A 19,474-nucleotide genomic window follows, 5' to 3' on the forward strand; every position below is an offset into this window, starting at 1 on the left:
CTGCCGGAGCCGGGTTAGCGGGGCCTTCGCGAACCTGAGACTTACGCAAGCGCCGAAGGTGAGTGATGGAAGCCGGCCACGGTGTGGACGGCTGTCCCCGCGTTCCGGTCCGGCGGCAGGCCCAGCCCTTTTGGCCCAGAAGCCATAGCTAATTAGCTCCAGCTTGTATAATTGACTGTTGCCGCAAAGCCAAAAGAGCTGGGCAGGCCCCGCGAACCCGTAAGGCCGGCTGCCGGATAAAAAACATTCCCCCCTCTTACCCTTGAGGCACCCGGATTTCAAGAGAGATGCCAATGAAGAGACGGTGATTTTTAGGGGGCCTGCGGAAGTCCGGAAAAGAGCGGGGCAGGCCCCGCAAAAATTCCTGGTTAAATGTTGGGGGGTTTCAGCGGAATTCCAAAACAGTTCTAAAACAATATTGTGTCCCCGGATTCCCGGAGTTACAGCTTATCGGCGGGAATGCGAACCACTTTACCGTTTTTCCAGACAGCCAGCGGCCGGCCGGACTTCTTGTGCTCCGCAACAACCTTTCGCACCGCGCTTTTCATGGCCAATTCAGCTTTATCCTGCAAGGAAAGTCTTTTCTTCATGCAGCCTCAAATCTCTCCGGTAATATTTTCGAACAACGCGGCATCTATGACTTCCAAATGCCCGTTGTTTCCCTTCGCAATCAAGACCGGCTTGGCTCCCGCATTATTAAACAACATCCAGGAATTTGCCAGCGGTTTATACAACTTGAAAAAATTGGGAATGGACCGGCTAAACCGGCGTTCAATATCCTCCGCGGGAACATCGTGTCCGCCTGAGGCGACCCTCTCCTTAATCCTGACAAGCGAAAGGCTGGGACCCGGCACCCATAGAAAAAAAATATGCACTTTATACCCGCGAGCTTTAAGACGCTTAAATAAATTCAGACAGGTTTTTCCCGAAAGGGTGGTCTCAAATCCAAAATCCGCGCCAATCCCCGCAAAATCATGTATACGGGTTAAAACCAGTTTACCAGCCTTGATGGCCGCCGCGCGCGGCACAAAAGGAGACAAACCCTGGGCTATCAAATCGGCATTGACAAAATTGGGGCATTTGGCGTAATACGGCAGAAATTCTTTGGCAAAAGTGGTTTTTCCCGCCCCATTCGGCCCCGCAACCACATAGACATTCTTAATCCTCATATCCCTAATATATCAAATTTAAGAAAGTCCGGGGGATTAAGCTCGTGTGACCTGATATGCGAAAGTTGTGTGGAATTAAATATTATGTCCCCGAACCACATAATCGGTATTATCCCCGGGATTCCCTTTAAAATTCTGGAATTTTTTTAATTCGGCACCAGCCTGATGGCTATCTGTTCGGCTTCCGCGTGGGATATTTCGTGGCCGCTGTACATCTGGAACCCCGAGAGTTCCCTGATGTAAGCCACCCTGGTCTGCCGGGATGTCGGACCGGGCACTTCTATCGTATTCCCGCATATAGGACACTTTACCTGGGGAATAGCGTTTGGCGCGGGGGAAGACCGCTTTTGCCCGGCCGGCGCCGGGTAAGCTCTTCTCGCCTCAGGCTGCGGCATTACCGCCTGGGGTTTGGGCCTTTCTTTGTCATAGAGAAATCTTTTTACGGCGTCGGACAGCGTTTCATAGGCCTCGTTCAACTGCTGGGCGATTTGCGTTGAACCGCCCTTGTCGGGGTGCGCGTTAAGCTCGCTCATCAGCGTGCGATAAGCGCTCTTAATTATCGCCGGGTCCGCGTCCGGATGCACTTGAAGAAGTCTGTAGTAATCTTTATCCGACGGCATTCTTGTTGTTCCTCAAAACAATTTTACGCTATTACAGGGATGCCGCGCAATATCCCGGTTATTTTTACATCTCGCATTCAAGCGTTCAAGCGGCGCCCCTTATGGAAGGGAGGAGGGCCATTTGTAGACCGTATCCCCCCAGGAAACCCGCGGAGCGCCGTAGCTCAGAACCTGGATGCCCGCCATGGTGGACGAATCAAAGTATACATGGGCATGAGAGTTGGATTGCACATCGGCCACCCCTTTAACAAGCAGGACTCCGTGGAGCAGGTTGCTGTTCCCGCCGCCGTTGGGGATGGAGAAGTTGCCGGCGACATACACGAAACCGTGGATGGAGGGGGCGATGTTGTAGGTCACGCCGCTGGCCTGGTAGTTGTAGTTCAGGCTGCCGAAGCAGGCCGGCTTGCCCACGGCGTACGTGTCATAGGCCTGGTAGGCGGCCCAGTCGTTGCAGTACTCTTTCCATGCGAACGGCGGGACGACCGCATCGTAAGCGTCAACGCTGGGCTGTTTGCCGTTTGAGAACGCGAGGTCGCCCATCACGATGATATTGCCGGTGAAGGCGCTGTTGAAGTCGGACCAGTTCCCCCCGATATAATAAGTATTCCCATTATCCTGCTTTTTGTTGCAGTCGGTGAATGACTTCTTGTCGTAGCTGCCGGCTGTATAAAAATTGTTATTACAGTGATCCTTGAGGGGGTGGGCCGGGTCGGGGCCGATGGCAAGGGCCTTGTAGGCCTCGGTGTTTATTGTCGGAAAAGGCGGGACAGTGGTATCATAGGAATGCCACCACCAGTTATTGGGGTCGTTATTGAGGGGCCAGGGGCCGTTGGTGTCCAGGTCAATGCCGGCGACTGCCCTGTAAGTGGGATGGAGCTTGTCGGCAATGGTGGCCGTTCCGTGGGAGACTATGCCGCCCCATTCAACCTGCACATTGTTGCCGCTCATATAGACGGCTGTGGCCACCTCATAAGTGACGGCTCTGCTGTTGTATGCGTTGCCGTAAACCGCCTTCACAGCCCGCACTTCTTTACTGGTAGCGCCGTTCTTATCGCGGCCGAGGCCGATGATGGTTATTGACTGGGGGCCGGGGCCGCTTGTGATGTACACTACATAAGAGCCGCCGGGCAGTTCGGTGTAAGCCGTGGGAGTGCTGGCGTTAAACCCCGGCAGGGCCTGTCCGTCCATGAGGCTTTTCCAGGTAGTGGTGGATTCAGTCGCTTTCTGATGGCCCCTTTCCAGCGCGGCTTCCGCCAGCTGGAAAGCGTTGGAGTTTTGTCCCTGTTTCACGCTCCATTTCGCTTCATTTCTGACATACATCACCATAATAGGAACGATTATGGCCAGCACCGCCAGGATCAGGAGCGCCCCGACCAGAACCTGCCCTTTATTTTTTCTCATCTAGTTCATTATCCTCACTTTCTGGATGGATAGCTGCAGCGCTTTCTTGCCGCCCATATAGGTGGGCGACTGGGTGGTGATGGCCACCGAGATCAGGGTTGTGTCGTCCGTGCGCGGGTAAGTGAACGCGATGTAGGAAAGGTTGTAGGACAGCACGGAGATATTGCCGTTATTGGACATGTAGAGCCTGTTCCCTTTCTGGTAAAAGAGCATGGTTACAGTCTGCCCGCTTTGATTTATGACTGAAAACTGCAGGCGCGAAGCGGGAGGCTGCCCCGAAGCGTTGTCTATTATTACCGTGTCGCCCTGAGCCTGGCGGGCGAACCTGTTTATTGTGTCAAGGGCTACCCTCACATCCCGCTGAATGTCGTTTCTGGCCGTGGTCTGCCGCCAGAAGTTGGTCATCTGCCTCATGATCGGAAAGGCCATACCGCCCACGATGCCGATAATGGCGACGGTCAGCATTACCTCTATAAGGGTATACCCTTTTTTAAGTTTTATGGCCATGTGAAATTCTTCCCCGTCGCTGTGGCTGTGGCGATGACTACGACAGAGGAGAGCGTTTTGCTGGTATAGCTCACCGAGCCGGTCTGTACGTTCACCATGGGGTAAAAAGCGCGCATTTGATAAGTGCCGCCGGAACGCACATCCAGGCTGTAGGTCCCGTCCGCCTGGCTTGAGACGGAATAAAGAATGGTCTGCGCGGGGGAGGTCTGGGCGTAAACGGCCGGCAGGGGGTCGGGGACGGCCGCCGTGCTTGCGACTATCAGCACGCCGGTGGTGATAGCGGCGCCGCCGTTAGTGACGCTCCCCGTAATAGTTCCCATGCCGCCCACTACCGTGATAGTTCCTACCTGAACGGTGCCTCCGGCGGTGGTAACCAGGGCCAGAAGAGGGCTTGTGGGCGCCGTAGTATAAGTCTGGAGCGGATCCAGCTCGGGCGTAACGGTGTAGTAGCTTGCCGAGACTGGCGCGTTGATATAGAAGTACCCCGTATTATCGCTGACGTCCTGATATACATCCTGGTTCAGAATCGCCGTGACCGTGATATTGGGAAGAGCGCCCGTTCCGGGGGTGACATACCCCTTTATGACTCCGACCCGGGACAGATGAAAATCGGGTACGGTCGTTACCGCCCCCTGCGTTATATTGACGATAGCGTCGCTGGTGCCGTAGCTTGAGTCGGCCGAATTGTAATTGGCGGTAAGCGCCGCGGTGCCGACAGGCAAAGCCAGAAGATACCAGCCCTTTGCGTCGGTAACGGTGGAAGCCCCGTTATTCGCCCACACCGTTTTTCCCGCCAAAGGCGCGGTATAGGCCGTATCCACGCCGTAAACGAAACCGGAAGCCAGACCGCCGGTATAGGTGGAAGTGAGCGCCGTGTAGCTGAAACCGGAGGCGGGCCAGGAAGACACGGTGATGCCGTTGGGAACGCCTGTGCTTACATTCTGCGTCACTATGACGGTGGAAATAGTCTGCATGTAGTTCCCCGACACGACCGTAACTTTCCAGGTGCCGGTGGCAACTCCCACTAAAGTAAAAGACGAAACAGGGCAGACCTGCCCCTGAGCGCCGGTCACTGAACTGTTGAACGCCAGCGCCGCCGCGGATTGTCCGTCGTCGGCGAAAACATAAGCGGACGTCGCCGGCGCGCCGGAGAGTATGGTCTGGGCGGTAAGGCTGGAGGATCTGCTGAAAGGCTTATAAGAGATGCCGGCCGCGGTGAGGGCATTGTTGTAGTAAAAACTGGTCGCGTTATTGCCGCTGTCATAGGCCCTGCCGTAGGTTATCCCCACGGCGCAGGGCGTGGAAAACCGCACTATCTGGTCGCCCTGAAGCAGGCCGTGGGGGGTCGCCCCGCCGTTAAACGGTATGCAGTTGCCTTCGCACTGCGCGGGGTCTGACTCGTGAGTCCAGCCGACGGCGTCAAGGGGATTGCCGCCGCTGTCGGTCAGCCAGACGGCCCCGTTATGGCCCGACTGGATAAGCCGCTTGACGAGCGGCGCGGACCAGTCCGGCGGAGCGGGGGAACAGGAAATGTTGGCTGTGTCCGTGTAATAGGCGTCGGCGGTATAATTTGTTCCCATCACCGTGACCGAAGACCTGTTCGCTATCAGGTAATAACCGCCGGGGGCTACGGAGGTGTTTACATAGTTCAGGTTGACATCCTGGCAGGTTCTGGCGGCGCCGCAGGTAGAGGCGATGTTCAGGTTTATAGAATGCGCGGAAATGCTGCTGCCGACGGTAATAGCGGCGGTGGTGGGATTGAACAGCTCGATATACTGGGCGTCAAAACTGCCGGGCGCCTGAACTGTTGAAGCCACCACCTGGCTTATGAGCAGGCCGGGGCTTACGGTGTAAACGCTGGCTGAGCCCACCGTGCCGGTACCAATACGGACCAGCGAAAAATTTTGCGCCGTATATGCGCCGTCGGCGACATAAACGGGAGCGCTGGTGGGGTTGGAATAGAAGCCCGCCGAAGAGCAGACAAGAGTATAGCTTCCCGTAACCACCTGGAAAGTGTACTTGCCGTCGGAGCCCGAGTAGCCCTTCCACCTTGGAGAGCCTATCACCTGAACCAGCGCTCCGGCAAGATTGCCGCCGCCGCTGATGGTCACGGTACCGTTAAATCCCGAGTTTAAAGTGACAGCATCGGGATTCTGGTAGTAGCTGTCCAGCTGGACTTTCTTTTTCACCCCGCGCTCCGACCACAGAACATAAACGGTTATCCTCTTCATGCCGGGATCATCCGAAGAGTAAGGGACCGTGGAAACGCTGGTTCCGGAAACTGACGCATAATCCACATTTACGACCCGCGTAAAAGCCTGTGATCCCCACATAGCAAAGATTTCAGGGGGATAATTGCTCGAGTCATATACAAAATTGGGGCTATAACCGGAACTGACCGCCGGGTTAACGGTCACCAGAAGCTGATAATAGGATTTGTTTTTCAACATCTCCATTTTTTCCTGGGCCAGGTTGGTGGCGATGGTTTTAAGGCGGGCCTGGGAGATCGCCATGTTAATATACTTAAAAGCCCCCATGCTGGCCAGCACGCCGAAAGTAATAACAGCCACGGCGATCATGAGTTCGATAAATGTCGCGCCTTTTCTGTTTAACATAAGTCGAGGGTACAAGTGATTCAAGATTTAAGATTTAAGACTTAAAATTCCCTTCTTACTCTTCCTAACCTTAAAGCCAATCTTGAATCCGGAATCTTGAATCTTCAATATTTTTTGCTTTACCGGTTACTGTTCCTTACAGCTTTCCACCTACGGATACGACCCGGCATCCTCCTCGGCGGCGGGGGGCGGCGGGGCGGCGGGCGTGGCGCCGGCGGCGGGCTCGTTAGCCATTATATCCTCTTTGGGCTCCGGGGCCTTGGCCGGAACCGCGGCTTTTTTCTTTAAAACGCGCTTTTTTTTGTGCGCGGGCGGCCGGACCGAGTCATGTTCCTTATCCACCATCACAGAGCCGGGCTCCTCTTCGGCGGCGGCTTTAGCGGCTTCGTCCGGCTGGGCCGCCGGGACGGCGTCAGAGACTTCATCCGGCGTGGGAAGGCGTTTCTTTTTTAACACCCTGTGTTTCCTGACAGGCTTCGGCGCGGCGGACTTACCGGGAACGGCCGGCGTTTCGGCCACTGCCGGCTCCTCTTGCGGGGCGGATTTGTTTTTCGCGTCCAGCATGGCGGCGTAGCTCTGGCGCTGTTCTTCGTCAAGAGAATCTTTTATAAGGTCCGATATGGAGCGGTTTATCTGCAGAAGGCCGCGGCGCTGCCCATCCACTTTATAGCGCAGGTTTTTTTCCTCGGCCGAGGTCTTGTCGTACTCCTTCATCAGCCTGTCAAATTCTTTAGCCTTTTTGTCTATGGCGTCGGTCAGCCGCGATTCCTGCTTTGAGCTCAGGCGCAGAGGGGAAAGTTCGAGCATTATTCTCTGGGAGTTCGGCCTCTGCACCGCTTCCACGGACTCCGCTGTGGGCTCATCGGCGGCCCCCTGCTGACCGTCAGCGGAAGCGGGGTTTGAGTCCTGCGCCCCGGCAAAAGCGAAAGGCCAGGCAAGTATTGCCGCGATCATGATCTTTTTCATTTTCCCCTCCTACAGATAAAATAAATTTTCCAATAAAACACCGCCAACCGCCTGAAGTTGCATTGACCTATTATAACATAAACCGGTATTTGACATTGGCGGGATTCATTGTTATATTATTACAGATATCGGCCTAAGGGCGGGCAAGTCCCGCACTTTTTCCGAAGAGGGCCAAAGTGCGGGGCAAGGGAGAACACAAAAAATGTACCCGGAAAGAAAAACATCAAACTGGAAACTATTGCTTTATATGTCGCCTGTTTACATTGCCATAATCGTAGGCATACCGATGGTGAAACACGCAATGACTAAAAAAACGGCGGATACGGAGATTTCCAACGCGCCTAAAGCCGTCAATGCCCCGCTGGGCGAAATTAAAAAAGCCGGCGCCCCGCAGTACGGCACGGAGCAGCCCAACACCGGCACCCCGCTCAATTACGAACCGGAAAAAACCGCCGCCGCAAGGCCGGCGCCCGCGGCGGAGCCCGTCAAACAGCCGGCCGCGCAGCCGGAGGCGCGCAAAAGCGGGGCCGGAGGCGAGCGGCAAACGCCTAAGCCGCGCAACCCCAAAGAAGCGCGGAAGGACATGTCTATCGGCTACACCAAGGACTATATTACCTACATGGCGGGCAAGAACCTGTCCGTAAAAGGCGTGAGCGCCCTTTTAAACAACTCTTTCGTGGTTAAAGGCTTCATGGCAAGAGGCACGGTAAAAGCGGCTTTAGGCAGCCCTCAGGGTTTGCAGAATTATCTTTCAAACTCCGAGGCCGTGAATAGTTTTTTGAATAAGAGCGTGATAAAGGCGGGCATGGGGAACCAGCAGCTGATGAACGCCGTGTTCTCAAGCGAGCTGGCCAACGCCGTCCTGGATACGCCGGCGATGCAGAACCTGCTGAAACACCCTGACGCCTTGAACAATCTGATGGTTTCCAATCCGCAGATAGCCATGACGCTGGCCACCAACCCCAATATCATGAACGCCCTGATGAACAATCCCCGGACAGCCGGCGCGGCGGGCAAAATGAATATGGGCGGCATGCCGTAAAGGCGGCAGGGGCACATTTTTATGGAAGAAAAAGATAAAAAATCAAGCTGGAAAATATGGCTGTATCTGACGCCTGTTTACATTCTCATAGCCATACCCCTGATACAATGGACAAAGAAGGTAAATTTAGGGGATGTGGACGTTTCAAAGGACGAAGAAACGGTTTTTAATTCCTCCGAGGGAGAAATAAAAAAAAGCACTGTCGTTTACACCCCTAACCTGGAAGATAACGTTCTTTCGCTGCATTACAAGAGGGGCTCCGGAACGCAAACAGGCGACGGGCCGAGAGAACCGGATAACGCGAAAACGCGGGGCTCGGGCAAAACACAGAACCCCGGCAAAGCGCAAAACCCCGCCGCCCGCCCGCGGGATACTAAAGGCGCGGCCGACGATCGGCAGTCGCCGCTGGCCGGCCTGCGGACGCAGGAACAGAGGGGTTTCGGCTTCAAAGAAGGCTATCTTAGCTACGCTGTCGGAAAATTCATGAATAACCCGAAAGCTCTGGGCGCGATTTTAAACAACAAATACGTTATCAACGGGTTTATGTCCAGGGACAATGTAAAAGCCGCCACGGCAAGCCCCCAGGCTTTGGCTAATTACCTGAAAAGCGGAACCGCGATAACTAATTTCATGAAGGACAGCGTTGTGCAAAGCGCCTTTAACAATCCGAAGGCGCTTGACGCCATGGCGTCAAGCGGGATGGTGACCGCTTTGCTGGACACACCCGCCGGCAAAGCCCTGCTGAACAATCCCCAGGCCATGGCCGACATCGTCACCGCGAACCCGGAACTGCTGGGATTGATGAAGGACCCTAAGATCATGGGCCTGCTGATGAGCAATCCGAACGCCAGCAACTACATCAACCAGATGAACGTAGGCGGCGGGCGGTAAACGCCAGGGTGAAGCCGGGGGTAGCCAGTAACCAGTATCCGGTAACCGGTAAAAAACATTGAAGATTCAAGATTGAAGATATTAATTGTAACCCGTTGGTTGCTAAACCGCCAGCCTCTGTGCCCCTTAGACTCTTGACTCCCAGACTCTTAGACTTGCAGCTTATCTTGACTTTTATCAAACAAAAGTCCTATATTTGGAGTTCTTGATATTCACGCTGGGAGGAAAAATGAAGAAATTACTCTGGATATTTGCCGGCGCGCTGCTGATGAGCGCGGCCCGCGCGCAGGCTTCGCAGAAAATTATAAGCTTTGATCCGGCCTACCGCGGCGGCGCCATGGCGAAAAGCATTGAAGACATCGGCGGAAAGGTGACAAAGGAATTTAAAATAATAGACGCCCTGGTAGCTGTTTTTCCTGATGCCATTAAAGACGCCAGCATTTACGCCCTCAAAGGAGTTACAACCGTTGAAGAGGACAAATATATCAAATGGATAGAGGAAACCCCCCTGTCCATGACGGGAAACCCGCTTCCCACCATGGAGCAGGCGATGGACCTGATACGCGCAGGCGCGGGCCTGCCTGTTTTCGGGGACAGCAAACCCGCCGCGGACCCGGCGCTCGCTGAAATACCCTGGGGCGTGAAGCGCGTAAACGCTTCCGGCGCATGGAATTTCACCGAAGGCGCGGGAGTTAAGGTGGCTATTATAGACACCGGCATGGACTACAACCACCCTGACCTGAAAGCTAATTACGCCGGCGGCTATAACGCCATTGTCTCTACGATGACCCCCATGGACGACCACGGCCACGGCACACATGTGTCCGGCACCATAGGCGCGGTGAGGGATTCTGTTGGCGTGGTGGGCATAGCCCCCAGGGCAAGCCTTTACGCCGTGAAAGTGCTGGACAAGAACGGCTCCGGCACATATTCCAATGTCATTTCAGGCATCGAATGGGCGGCCCAGAACAAAATGAATGTCATCAACATGAGCCTGGGCGGCGGCGGTTCGGTGGACGCCATGGCAAAAGTCATGACGGCGGCAAACCAGGCCGGCGTCACCATAGTCTGCGCGGCCGGCAATGATTCGGGCCCGGTAAATTACCCGGCCAAATACCCCGAAGCTATAGCTGTTTCCGCATCCGATTCAGGCGACAAGATAGCTTCCTTCTCCTCAAGAGGAGCTGAGATCGCCTTTATAGCGCCCGGCGTTAATATTTATTCCACCTACAAAGGCGGGAAATACACGACCATGTCGGGAACCTCCATGGCCTGCCCTCATATGGCGGGCCTGGCGGCTTTGGCGGTGGCGGCCGGGGCAAAAACTCCGGCGGCGGTACGGGAAGCCCTAACCAAATCGGCTTCAAGCCTGGGCCTTAAGCCTGTTGAAGAAGGCGCGGGCCTTGTAGACGCGGCAAAGATCGCGCATTAAAGAATCGCTGGAATTAAGAGCGAACAATTAAAAGTCCCGCGGAAATATTCCGCGGGACTTTTTTAATTTTCCGCTAAGGAATTCCTTCCCTATTCGCTACTCGCTAACCCCTATACGCTTTCTTCAACTACCAGCCGAGGTTTTCGCCGGTCAGCTGTCCGACGCGCTCCTGGACTATTTTATCCTTGTTGACTTTCCTGCTTTCGATGCTCTTCTTAAGATGGGCGAGGTCGCTCTCTATCCTTTTGACTTTTATGCCCTGGGCCACAAGCCGCAGGTCAAAGAGTTCCGCGACTTTGGCCTTCAATTCGGCTTTTACACCCTCTTTGTCCGCATCGGCGGCCTTTTCATATTTGCGCGACAACCTTTTGGTCTCATATTCAAGGAAAAGACCGCGCACCGCGTCCGCCTCTATTTTATCGTCGTTCTCCATTCTGGCCTGTCCCAGCAGTTTCCCCGACATCATAAGCAGCATCTTGTATTCCCCGGGGGATGTTTCCTTGAGGCCGGTTATTGTTTCCGCGAATTTCGCGTCATGTTTCTTTATGACGCTTATAACTTCGTCCTCAGCAAGGAACATAGGTCCGCCGCCGCCTCTCAGACCGGGTTCGCCGAAGGGGGCCTCGCCGGCAAAACCCTTCTTAACTCCGCGCTTGGGCGCGAAGCCCTCTTTCTGGCGCTGCTGCATGTCCGGGCCCATTTCCTGGTCGGGGCCGGGAGCCTCTCTTTGCACGGATTCCCTCTCGTCCGGGCCGCCTCCGCCCTGGTCCTGTGCGGCGCTGTAAACCGCCGGAACCGCCAGTATAGCTGAAACCGCCGTTAAAAACACCAGTTTTCTGTTCATACAATTTCTCCTTATTATACGCCTTCAACTCCCCTATCCCTCAGCCTTCAGCCCTATTCCTGTTATACGCTGTCCGCATTCGCGCCAGTTGCTATCTTTGACTCCAGGTCGGAATACTTGTAGTCGAAATCGGCCTGCCATAACGAGGTATTCTCCCCCTGAAGCTGGCAAATGCTGTACTCCGCCGCATCCAGCCTGCTCTCTATATCGCTTTTCCAGGACACGTTCTTATATCCCGTTGAAGCGAAGCCGATGGCAAAAACGACCGCCAGCGCGGAAGCCGCGACAGTCCGGCGCCAGGGGAAACCGCGCTGCGGTGTCCCCTCAGCCGTTGGGAAAGGGTCAGCAAACGCCAGGATTTCAAGGAATCCGCGCGGACGCATATCATTGACAAGCTCAAGCACCTTTTCCGTTAAAGCGGCCGGAGGCTCGGAACCGGCGCTTTTAAGGTAAAGACCGGTCTCCGCAAGCGCGGCTATCTGGGCCGAGCAATACCGGCAGGCTTTTATATGGCGCTCCGCCTGGTACGCCGCGGAGCCGTCAAGCTCTCCGTAAAAGTACAGGATCGTTTTTTCCGCCTCTTCGCAGGTCATATTCCCCTCCTACCCATATAACGCAAAATCCGGGGTTTTTATTGCAGGTCTTTGTTGGTACTGCTCAAGTAGACAGGATTCAGTAGTCAGAATCCAGAATAGGGAAGTTTACTCGTCACGGGTATTCTCATTCTGACTACTGAATTCTGGCTACTGGATTCCTTAGCAGTTACTCCCTGTTTTCCAGTTCCCTCCTCAGCACGGCGGCGGCCCTGGACACGCGGGCTAAAGCCGTGCCTATGGGTATTTTAAGCAAAGCCGCAATTTCCCTGAAAGAAAGGCCGGAATAATGCCTGAGGTAAAAGATCTCGCGCTGATCTTCCGAAAGAAGCGCGAGAGCTTTTTCAACGCGGCGTTTAAGCTCCAGGTTCTGAACCGCCTGCTCAGGCCCGGGCTCGCCTGAAGCCAGGCAGTCGGCGGCCCCCGGGTTTTCCGCGTCCCCGTCAAGCGGCACCGTTTTTTGCGCCGAACGGCGCCTGAAATAATCCATGGCCGCGTGGTGCGCCACGGTAAAAAGCCAGGCGGAAAACTTAAACCGCTCCCCGTAGGCCTTTGGCGACCGGGCAAGCTTGACAAAAACATCCTGGAACAGGTCCTCCGCCGCGGCCGTATTGCCGGTTATGCGCAGAAGATAATTAAAAAGCGGCGTTTTGTAGCGGGCAATGATCTCTCCCAGGGCTTCGGTTTCCCCGTTCGCGAAAGCCTCCATCAGTTCAGCGTCGGTCATATAAGAAGAAGCGAATAGGGGTTAGCGAATAGCGATTAGGGGAGGAGTTTCCTTCAACACCACAAACCTCTATTCGCTATCCACTGCCCTTTTGCTATTCGCCATTCGCTATTTCGCTACCCACAATAATTTCATACGATATCATTATAAAACTTTATACCATGCGCCTTATAATTATTTTTGCCCTCATTTTGTCTAACGCCTGCCTCAAAGCCCGGGCCGCGGCTCCCGACAACACGCCGGCCCCGCACTTTGGCCCTTCCGGACAAAGTGCGGGGCAGCCGGACGCCTATTCCTATTATCTTAAAGGCGAATTGCCGAAGGCCGGAGCCGAATATATGCGTATGGCCGCGCTTGAGCCCGCGAACCCGGAGCCGCTTTTAAACGCCGCCATGTGCTGGCGCCAGGCCGGACAATACCGTCTGGCCGCGCAGGTCATGGACAAGGCGGCGGCCCTGGCTCCGGACAACCCCGACATTCAGGCGGAAACCGGCTGGCTGAAATTCCACCGGGCCGATTACGCCGCCGCCAAGGAGGCCTTTGAGCTGGCGCTGCGTCTCGCGCCGGACCACGAACGCGCCACCCTCGGGCTTGCCAGCGTCTATTCAAACCTTGAAGATAAGGATAAAACGATAGAGCTTCTTGGCCGCTATAAACAGCTGCGTCCGGATTTCGCCGGGGTGGACTATATTATCGCCTGGAATTACATGAATTTCAAGATGTACAAAGAAGCCGAGGCCGCGCTGATAGAAGCTCTGCGCAAGGACCCGACTTTTACCGAAGCCCGCCTGCCGCTTGCCGGTATTTACGCGAGGGACGGCAAGTTCAACGAAGCATGGAACCAATATCACAGGGTGCTTGATTCCGCGCCGGGCCATCCGGTGGCCTCCAAGGCGATAAAAGTGCTGGAAGGCAAACTTACAAAACAACCGGAAGAGATCCGCCCGCCTTTTAAAATAATCCGCCCGCTTTCCATGGAGCCGATGGATGTGATAAACAGCCTGTCAAAGTCGACGAAAATGCGCGTGGGCATAGGCACCGGCAACACGGGCAAACAGGGGCGGAATAATTACCTGAAATTCAAGTCTTTTGAGGGGCTTGCCATAAACGGCAAGAGAAGCGGCAAATTATACGCCGAACTTCCGCCCGACGAGGAATGGACGGCGGAATACTCCGGGGAACGCCTGGTATTGAAAGATTCAAGCGGCACGGTTTACGGCCGTTTTAAGGGGCCGCTTATTCTGGCCTCAAAAGACGCGAAAAACGGCTCCGTTATTTTTGAGAGCTCGAAAAAATGCGGCAACCCGTGGTTCGCGTTCTCGGACCGCCAGTACCGCGGGGCCATAGAGCTTTATCCTATACGCGGCAGGGGCCTTGGCGTGATAAATATTCTTGAGATGGAACAGTACCTCATGGGAGTCGTGCCAAGCGAAGTTTCGGCGCAATGGCCCTATGAAACCCTGAAAGCGCAGGCCGTGATAGCCCGCACCCAGGCTATAATACGGCGCGCCCGCGGCGGCGCGCACAAGGCCGACGGCTACCATATCTGCGACGGCGAGCACTGCCAGGCCTACAAGGGGATGGGAAACGAGGCCAACTCGACCAACCGCGCGGTGCTTGACACCGAAGGGGAGCTGCTGCTCTATCACGGCAAACCCGCTTATACCTTTTATCATTCGAACTGCGGCGGCTGGATACAGGCCTCCGGCGAGGTCCGCGGCTGGGGCGATTCGCCGTATCTCTACGACCACCCCGACAGCGTGGAGATTTCCTCCGCCGCCGCGCTGCCCCCGTGGGAATTCCACCTTTGGCTTACCGGCAACCCCGAGGCCAACTGCAATTACCCCGGCAAAGTGCGGGCTTCCGAATACCGCTGGATGAAGATCATAAAGCACAAGGACCTGGACTTCCGCGTAAAACGGGACTATTCCATAGGCGACCTGCGCGAAATTGTGCCGCTCCGGCGCAGCCGCTCCGGCAACGTGAATTCCATTAAGCTGGTGGGCTCCAAAAAGACCATAACCATAACCAAAGAGCACCTTATACGGAACCTGCTCGGCTTTGCCCCCCTTAAAAGCACTCTCTTTGAAATTGAAATAAACCGCTTCAAGGACGGCAGGATACGCAATTACTGGTTTTATGGCGGCGGCTGGGGCCACGCCATAGGGCTGTGCCAGTCGGGCGCGGCGGGACTTGCGGGAAAATACAATAAGAACTACAGGGAAATAATTGAATTTTATTTCCCCGGCACCGCGCTGAGGAAAATAAAGTACATCAAAAAGAAAGGCTGAAGGCTGAAGTTGAGAAAATTATCTTATAAACCCTCAGCCCTCAGCCCTCAGCCTTCAGCCTAAACAACCTGCGCCGTTCCTGATTTTGCTAGAATAGCGTGAAGGTAAAAGACATCGGCCGTCTGATGAGCATAGCTCCTTATACGGCACCTACACAAGTATTGGAGGGGCAATGACAAATACACTTGGGCAACTGATGCTGCAGCCGGATGTTATAACGGCGATAGTAATGACGCTGGCGATAATTCTTTTTTTGATAGTTTACAATTCCGTGGTCATAGTGGGCGGCGTGCAGATAGCCGTGCTTGAACGGCGCTGGTTCGGCCGGGCGATGCCCAAAGGCCGCGTGGTGGCCATGCCCGACGAAGTGGGCATTCAGGCGCGCATACTGCCGCCCGGCCTGCACCTGCTGATACCTTTCCTTTACCGGGTTGAAAAAAATCTGATGATAAAAGTGGAGGAACAGGAAGTGGGGCTGGTGGAATCCATAGACGGCCTGCCGGTGGCCGCGGGCAAAATTTTTGCCAAGGTGGTTCCGGGGCACAACCTGTTCCAGGACGGAGAGGAGTTTTTAAAGAACGGCGGCGAAAAGGGCCCGCAGGTACAGATCCTCCCGCCCGGACTGCACAGGATAAACCCTTACCTTTTCAGAGTGCAGAAAGTTCCGCTGGTAAAGATCCCAAGCGGTAAAATAGGCGTGGTGGTGGCCGCCGACGGCCAGCCTATAGTCCCGGGCCGGCTGCTGGCCAAAAGAAGCGAGGGGCACAATAACTTTCAGGACGGTCAGGCGTTCCTGGAAAAAGGCGGGCAGAAAGGCCCCCAGATAGATATACTGCTGCCCGGCTCCTACCGCATTAACTCAAAAATGTTCTTTATTGAAATGCGCGAAGCCACCATAGTGCCGACCCGGCGCGTGGGCCTGGTTACGGCAAAAGACGGCGAGCCTTTGCCCGCGGGCGAATATGTGGCAAGGCCGGTTGAAGGACACAAGGAATTTCAGGACGCGGCGAGTTTTCTTGAGGGCGGCGGCCAGCGCGGGCCGCAGCTTGATTTCCTGAAGCCCGGCACGGTTTACATCAACCCCATGATGTTCGAAGTGAACACGGACGACGTTCTGCAGGTGCAGCGCGGCGAAGTGGCCGTTATAGTTTCAAACATAGGAAAGGATCCCTCGCAGCAGGCCCCCGTCCCGACGGCCCCGGCTGATTCCGTAGGCGACGGGCTGAAAGCGGGCGTTGAGCGCTATGTGGTGGAGCCGGGCTACCGCGGCATACAGAAAGAAGTTCTTGGCCCCGGCATGTATTACCTTAACAAACTGGCTTTCACGCCGCATATCATCCCCACCACCAATATCACCATAGACTGGGCGGAACAGAAACCGGAGCAGTCTATGCCGCTTGTTTTCAACCCGCTGGCGATAGTTTCAAAAGACGGGTTCGAGATGACGGTGGAAGTGAAAGTGATAATCCGCGTCCTGCCGCAGGAAGCGCCGCACATGGTGGCGCGTATCGGCACCATACAGAACCTGATAGAGGCGGTCATACACCCGCTTATAGACAGCTCGTTCCGCAACCAGGCTTCTTCCACCGAGGCCATGATGTTCATGCAGGACCGGCACGAGCAGCAGCGCAAGGCCGAACAGCATGTGGTGGAGGAGCTGACCAGGTATCATGTTGAATCCGTCAGCGTGCTTATCTGCCAGATAAAGCTGCCGGAGCGCCTTATGCAGACGCTCACGAATAAAGTGGTGGCCACACAGCAGAAATCCATGTACGACGCCCAGCAGGAAGCGGAAGGCCGCCGCCGGGAGATGGAAAAGACCAAAGCTCAGGCCGACCTCCAGCCGAACCTGGTAAAAGCTGAAATTGACGTGCAGATAGCGACCCAGCAGAAACAGCAGTCCATCACTATAGCTGAAGGCCGCGGTCAATCCACCAAGCTTGAACAGCAAGGAATAGCCGGCGGCATTGAGGCGGTCGGCAGGGCGGAAGGCGAAAAGATACGCGCCATAGGCGACGCCACCGCCCAGGCCTACACAAAACAGGCGCTGGCGCTGGGCCAGTCGCCGCTGGCGGTGATAGAGATAATGAAGCGGGTTTCGGAAGGCAAGATAAAAATAACGCCTGATGTGCTGGTGCAGGGGGCCTCCGGCGAGGGCGCCTCGTCAAATGTGCTGGCCGCGTTTATAGCGAGCCTGATGGCCGGCACGATAAAAGTGGTGCAGGGCTCCGGCCCCGATAAACCCGCAGTCTGAGGAAGGTAATAAGTAAAATTGAAAAGCCCCGGTTTCCCGGGGCTTTTCAATTTTAGCAGGCAAAAAACCTGCGCAAGTTTACCGACCATTAAGGCTCCTGCTGCCTTTTCCACAAAAACCTGCGCAAGTTTATCGGCCATTAAGGCTCCTGCTGCCTTTTCTCCGCCCCGCCATAAAATAAACCGCCGGGAAGATATGCCCGTAAAAAGGCATAAAAAGCATAAAAAGGTACCAGGTACCTTTTTAAGGGTTGGTTCCCGATAAATTATCCTTATCTTATAAGCATTTTCTCTATACTAATATAAGGCTCCTGCTGCCTTTTCTCCGCCCCGCCATAAAATAAACCGCCGGGAAGATATGCCCGTAAAAAGGTACCTGGTACCTTTTTAAGAGTTGGAAAATCAGCCGTCCTGCTGTAAAACAAAACCGCCGGGCATATTCTCCCGGCGGCAAGTCCCCAATCTCATAAGCGATTTTGTAACCAGACTCTAATGGCAATGTATCTGGGAACTGGTCTTTGCCGAAAACGCCCCCACGCCTATCAGGAAGCCCAATTCGTATAATTTTCCCTTGTTGTTCGTTTCATACACCGAAACGTCATCATTGAACAGGCTTACGATGAACGTGATAAGCGCTATCAGGCCGTGCCATAGCCCCACCCAGAACCCGGCGGGCGCCGCGCCCTGGACTTTAAACCGAGAATCTTTTCCCGCCACGTATAATCTGTTAGGCATATTTTTATCTCCTTAAATAAATAACCGCAAAATGTGAATTTCAAGCGGCCAGGGGCTAGCCGTGAGGGGTTGGGGAATGTAAAGAACTCCTTCCCTAATACCCTATACGCTGTACGCTAGATCCCAACCTCTGCTGTTATTTTACTTCCCACGCGTCGGGGCCGGAGAGCAGCGTTTCAAGCTCATTGCCCTTCGTATCGCCCACGGCGGCTACCTGGTTATAATAAAGCTCCTCATATGACGGCTTCTCCGAGGCCCGGAATACGCCGAACGGTATCGGGAATTCGGGAGCCTGAAAACCGCTTATCAGGTAGGCCATCTCGGCATTGGTTTCGTCATAAACGGCCACCTCGGCGGGTATGGAGCCGGCCTCGAATTCCACTATTTCGGACCTGAAGTTCCTGAACACTATGCCCTTGTTCCTGTTCTTGCCGAAGATGAGCGGCTTGCCATGTTCCACCTTTATGGTCAGGTCGTCTTTTTTCTGCGGATCTTTGAGATCGTCAAATTCCTTTTCGGAGAAAGGCAGGCATTTCTGGAATATTTCCACGAACGCCGTGCCTTTATGCCCGGCAGCCCGCTCAAGTATACGGCTTGTGAGCGCCATATCCGTATCCAGGCCGCGGGCGACAAACGTGCAGTCAAGCCCTATCGCAAAGCGCGCCGGATTGAAGGGATAATCTATGGTTCCCATGGGCGTGGTTTTTGTCTTCGTCCCCAACTGCGTGGTGGGGCTGGCCTGACCCTTGGTCATCGCGTAAATACGGTTGTTGAAAAGCAGTATTTTCAGGCCGATGTTCCTTCTTATGGCGTGCAGCATATGGTTGCCGCCTATGGAAAGGCCGTCGCCGTCGCCCGTGACTACCCACACGGAAAGCTCGGGGTTTGAAAGTTTTATGCCCGAAGCCACCGCCGGCGCCCGGCCGTGTATGGAGTGGACGCCGTAGGTGTTCACGTAATAGGGGAAGCGGCTTGAGCAGCCGATGCCTGAGACCACCACGTATTTCTCGTGCGGCAGGCCCATGGCGGCCATGGTCTTATGTACCTGGGCGAGTATGGCGAAGTCGCCGCAGCCGGGGCACCACTTTACCGGCTGGCTGGGCGCGAAATCTCTGGCTGTCAGTTTTGTGTTTTCCATATTAGGAGCCTCCGTAGAATAAATTGAACATTTGACTGACCGAATTTGTGGCGAAACAAGGAACGAGGAACGCGCTATAGCACCGCTATGTAAGTGACGAGTGACGCAGTTGTAGCCCAAAAGTGGTCAGCCCCCTTGGGGAGGCTCACCTTTGAGCGTCTGCTTCGTTACTCCTCCTCAATGTAGGCCCAGCTACACCTTCGTCGTCGTGCCTCACATCCATCTCAAATCTGAGCCTCCAAATGCTCAA

17 protein-coding genes are annotated in these 19,474 nt (G+C 54.9%); 5 read left to right on the plus strand and 12 right to left on the minus strand.

Going from position 1 to position 19,474, the window contains the following annotated elements:
* Nucleotides 1–440: 440 nt before the first annotated feature.
* The 7 genes from NTX59_01890 to NTX59_01920 all read right to left on the minus strand — a co-directional run bounded on the left by NTX59_01890 (nt 441) and on the right by NTX59_01920 (nt 7,278).
* Nucleotides 441–590, minus strand: a complete 150-nt coding sequence (locus NTX59_01890) for a hypothetical protein (GenBank protein MCX5784419.1) — start codon at nt 588–590, stop codon at nt 441–443.
* 6 nt (nt 591–596) lie between these two features.
* Nucleotides 597–1,169, minus strand: a complete 573-nt coding sequence (locus NTX59_01895; GenBank protein MCX5784420.1) for a zeta toxin family protein — start codon at nt 1,167–1,169, stop codon at nt 597–599.
* A 146-nt stretch (nt 1,170–1,315) separates the two neighbouring features.
* Nucleotides 1,316–1,789: a J domain-containing protein gene (locus NTX59_01900; protein MCX5784421.1), complete on the minus strand. Its 474-nt coding sequence runs from the start codon at nt 1,787–1,789 to the stop codon at nt 1,316–1,318.
* A gap of 99 nt (nt 1,790–1,888) precedes the next feature.
* Nucleotides 1,889–3,190, minus strand: coding sequence for a hypothetical protein (locus NTX59_01905; protein ID MCX5784422.1), 1,302 nt, complete (start codon nt 3,188–3,190; stop codon nt 1,889–1,891).
* Entirely contained in the window at nt 3,191–3,697 is a 507-nt protein-coding gene (locus tag NTX59_01910; GenBank protein ID MCX5784423.1) for a type II secretion system protein, read from the minus strand.
* Nucleotides 3,688–6,312 (minus strand): carboxypeptidase-like regulatory domain-containing protein, encoded by a 2,625-nt coding sequence (locus tag NTX59_01915; protein MCX5784424.1) that lies wholly within the window; start codon nt 6,310–6,312, stop codon nt 3,688–3,690. Before NTX59_01915 ends, NTX59_01910 begins: the two co-directional genes overlap by 10 nt.
* Nucleotides 6,313–6,462: 150 nt before the next feature.
* The gene (locus NTX59_01920) at nt 6,463–7,278 is read right to left on the minus strand and encodes a hypothetical protein (protein MCX5784425.1); all 816 of its coding nucleotides are present in this window, start codon (nt 7,276–7,278) and stop codon (nt 6,463–6,465) included.
* 202 nt (nt 7,279–7,480) lie between these two features.
* Between NTX59_01920 and NTX59_01925 the strand changes: the two genes are divergently transcribed.
* The 3 genes from NTX59_01925 to NTX59_01935 all read left to right on the plus strand — a co-directional run bounded on the left by NTX59_01925 (nt 7,481) and on the right by NTX59_01935 (nt 10,643).
* Nucleotides 7,481–8,320 (plus strand): hypothetical protein, encoded by an 840-nt coding sequence (locus tag NTX59_01925; GenBank protein MCX5784426.1) that lies wholly within the window; start codon nt 7,481–7,483, stop codon nt 8,318–8,320.
* A gap of 21 nt (nt 8,321–8,341) precedes the next feature.
* The gene (locus NTX59_01930) at nt 8,342–9,211 is read left to right on the plus strand and encodes a hypothetical protein (protein MCX5784427.1); all 870 of its coding nucleotides are present in this window, start codon (nt 8,342–8,344) and stop codon (nt 9,209–9,211) included.
* A 229-nt stretch (nt 9,212–9,440) separates the two neighbouring features.
* On the plus strand, nt 9,441–10,643 hold the full coding sequence (locus NTX59_01935) for a S8 family peptidase (protein ID MCX5784428.1): 1,203 nt from the start codon (nt 9,441–9,443) through the stop codon (nt 10,641–10,643).
* 127 nt (nt 10,644–10,770) lie between these two features.
* Here the strand turns inward: NTX59_01935 and NTX59_01940 are convergent, their stop codons facing one another.
* The 3 genes from NTX59_01940 to NTX59_01950 all read right to left on the minus strand — a co-directional run bounded on the left by NTX59_01940 (nt 10,771) and on the right by NTX59_01950 (nt 12,807).
* Nucleotides 10,771–11,487 carry a hypothetical protein gene (locus tag NTX59_01940; GenBank protein ID MCX5784429.1) on the minus strand — a complete coding sequence of 239 codons (717 nt, stop codon included), beginning with the start codon at nt 11,485–11,487 and terminating at the stop codon, nt 10,771–10,773.
* Between the two features lie 62 nt (nt 11,488–11,549).
* Complete coding sequence (locus NTX59_01945; GenBank protein MCX5784430.1) at nt 11,550–12,080, minus strand: hypothetical protein; 531 nt, start codon at nt 12,078–12,080, stop codon at nt 11,550–11,552.
* Between the two features lie 169 nt (nt 12,081–12,249).
* The gene (locus tag NTX59_01950; GenBank protein MCX5784431.1) at nt 12,250–12,807 is read right to left on the minus strand and encodes a sigma-70 family RNA polymerase sigma factor; all 558 of its coding nucleotides are present in this window, start codon (nt 12,805–12,807) and stop codon (nt 12,250–12,252) included.
* 161 nt (nt 12,808–12,968) lie between these two features.
* Here NTX59_01950 and NTX59_01955 point away from each other — a divergent pair, with 161 nt between their 5' ends.
* Both NTX59_01955 and NTX59_01960 read left to right on the plus strand, forming a co-directional pair.
* Nucleotides 12,969–15,098, plus strand: a complete 2,130-nt coding sequence (locus NTX59_01955) for a SpoIID/LytB domain-containing protein (GenBank protein MCX5784432.1) — start codon at nt 12,969–12,971, stop codon at nt 15,096–15,098.
* A gap of 172 nt (nt 15,099–15,270) precedes the next feature.
* Nucleotides 15,271–17,352, plus strand: a complete 2,082-nt coding sequence (locus NTX59_01960; GenBank protein MCX5784433.1) for an SPFH domain-containing protein — start codon at nt 15,271–15,273, stop codon at nt 17,350–17,352.
* A 488-nt stretch (nt 17,353–17,840) separates the two neighbouring features.
* Here NTX59_01960 and NTX59_01965 read toward each other — a convergent pair whose 3' ends face one another.
* Complete coding sequence (locus NTX59_01965) at nt 17,841–18,086, minus strand: hypothetical protein (GenBank protein ID MCX5784434.1); 246 nt, start codon at nt 18,084–18,086, stop codon at nt 17,841–17,843.
* 136 nt (nt 18,087–18,222) lie between these two features.
* Entirely contained in the window at nt 18,223–19,224 is a 1,002-nt protein-coding gene (locus NTX59_01970; protein ID MCX5784435.1) for a 2-oxoacid:ferredoxin oxidoreductase subunit beta, read from the minus strand.
* Nucleotides 19,225–19,474: the final 250 nt, after the last annotated feature.

The sequence above is a fragment of the Elusimicrobiota bacterium genome, from assembly GCA_026388155.1.
GTDB lineage: Bacteria > Elusimicrobiota > Elusimicrobia > Elusimicrobiales > UBA9959 > UBA9634.

Coding starts and splice junctions, on each gene's coding strand:
- NTX59_01905 (MCX5784422.1), bottom strand. CDS start 3,190: ATGAGAAAAAATAAAGGGCAGGTTCTGGTCGGGGCGCTCCTGATCCTG.
- NTX59_01960 (MCX5784433.1), top strand. CDS start 15,271: ATGACAAATACACTTGGGCAACTGATGCTGCAGCCGGATGTTATAACG.
- NTX59_01925 (MCX5784426.1), top strand. CDS start 7,481: ATGTACCCGGAAAGAAAAACATCAAACTGGAAACTATTGCTTTATATG.
- NTX59_01890 (MCX5784419.1), bottom strand. CDS start 590: ATGAAGAAAAGACTTTCCTTGCAGGATAAAGCTGAATTGGCCATGAAA.
- NTX59_01895 (MCX5784420.1), bottom strand. CDS start 1,169: ATGAGGATTAAGAATGTCTATGTGGTTGCGGGGCCGAATGGGGCGGGA.
- NTX59_01915 (MCX5784424.1), bottom strand. CDS start 6,312: ATGTTAAACAGAAAAGGCGCGACATTTATCGAACTCATGATCGCCGTG.
- NTX59_01950 (MCX5784431.1), bottom strand. CDS start 12,807: ATGACCGACGCTGAACTGATGGAGGCTTTCGCGAACGGGGAAACCGAA.
- NTX59_01955 (MCX5784432.1), top strand. CDS start 12,969: ATGCGCCTTATAATTATTTTTGCCCTCATTTTGTCTAACGCCTGCCTC.
- NTX59_01900 (MCX5784421.1), bottom strand. CDS start 1,789: ATGCCGTCGGATAAAGATTACTACAGACTTCTTCAAGTGCATCCGGAC.
- NTX59_01940 (MCX5784429.1), bottom strand. CDS start 11,487: ATGAACAGAAAACTGGTGTTTTTAACGGCGGTTTCAGCTATACTGGCG.
- NTX59_01930 (MCX5784427.1), top strand. CDS start 8,342: ATGGAAGAAAAAGATAAAAAATCAAGCTGGAAAATATGGCTGTATCTG.
- NTX59_01945 (MCX5784430.1), bottom strand. CDS start 12,080: ATGACCTGCGAAGAGGCGGAAAAAACGATCCTGTACTTTTACGGAGAG.
- NTX59_01910 (MCX5784423.1), bottom strand. CDS start 3,697: ATGGCCATAAAACTTAAAAAAGGGTATACCCTTATAGAGGTAATGCTG.
- NTX59_01920 (MCX5784425.1), bottom strand. CDS start 7,278: ATGAAAAAGATCATGATCGCGGCAATACTTGCCTGGCCTTTCGCTTTT.
- NTX59_01935 (MCX5784428.1), top strand. CDS start 9,441: ATGAAGAAATTACTCTGGATATTTGCCGGCGCGCTGCTGATGAGCGCG.
- NTX59_01965 (MCX5784434.1), bottom strand. CDS start 18,086: ATGCCTAACAGATTATACGTGGCGGGAAAAGATTCTCGGTTTAAAGTC.
- NTX59_01970 (MCX5784435.1), bottom strand. CDS start 19,224: ATGGAAAACACAAAACTGACAGCCAGAGATTTCGCGCCCAGCCAGCCG.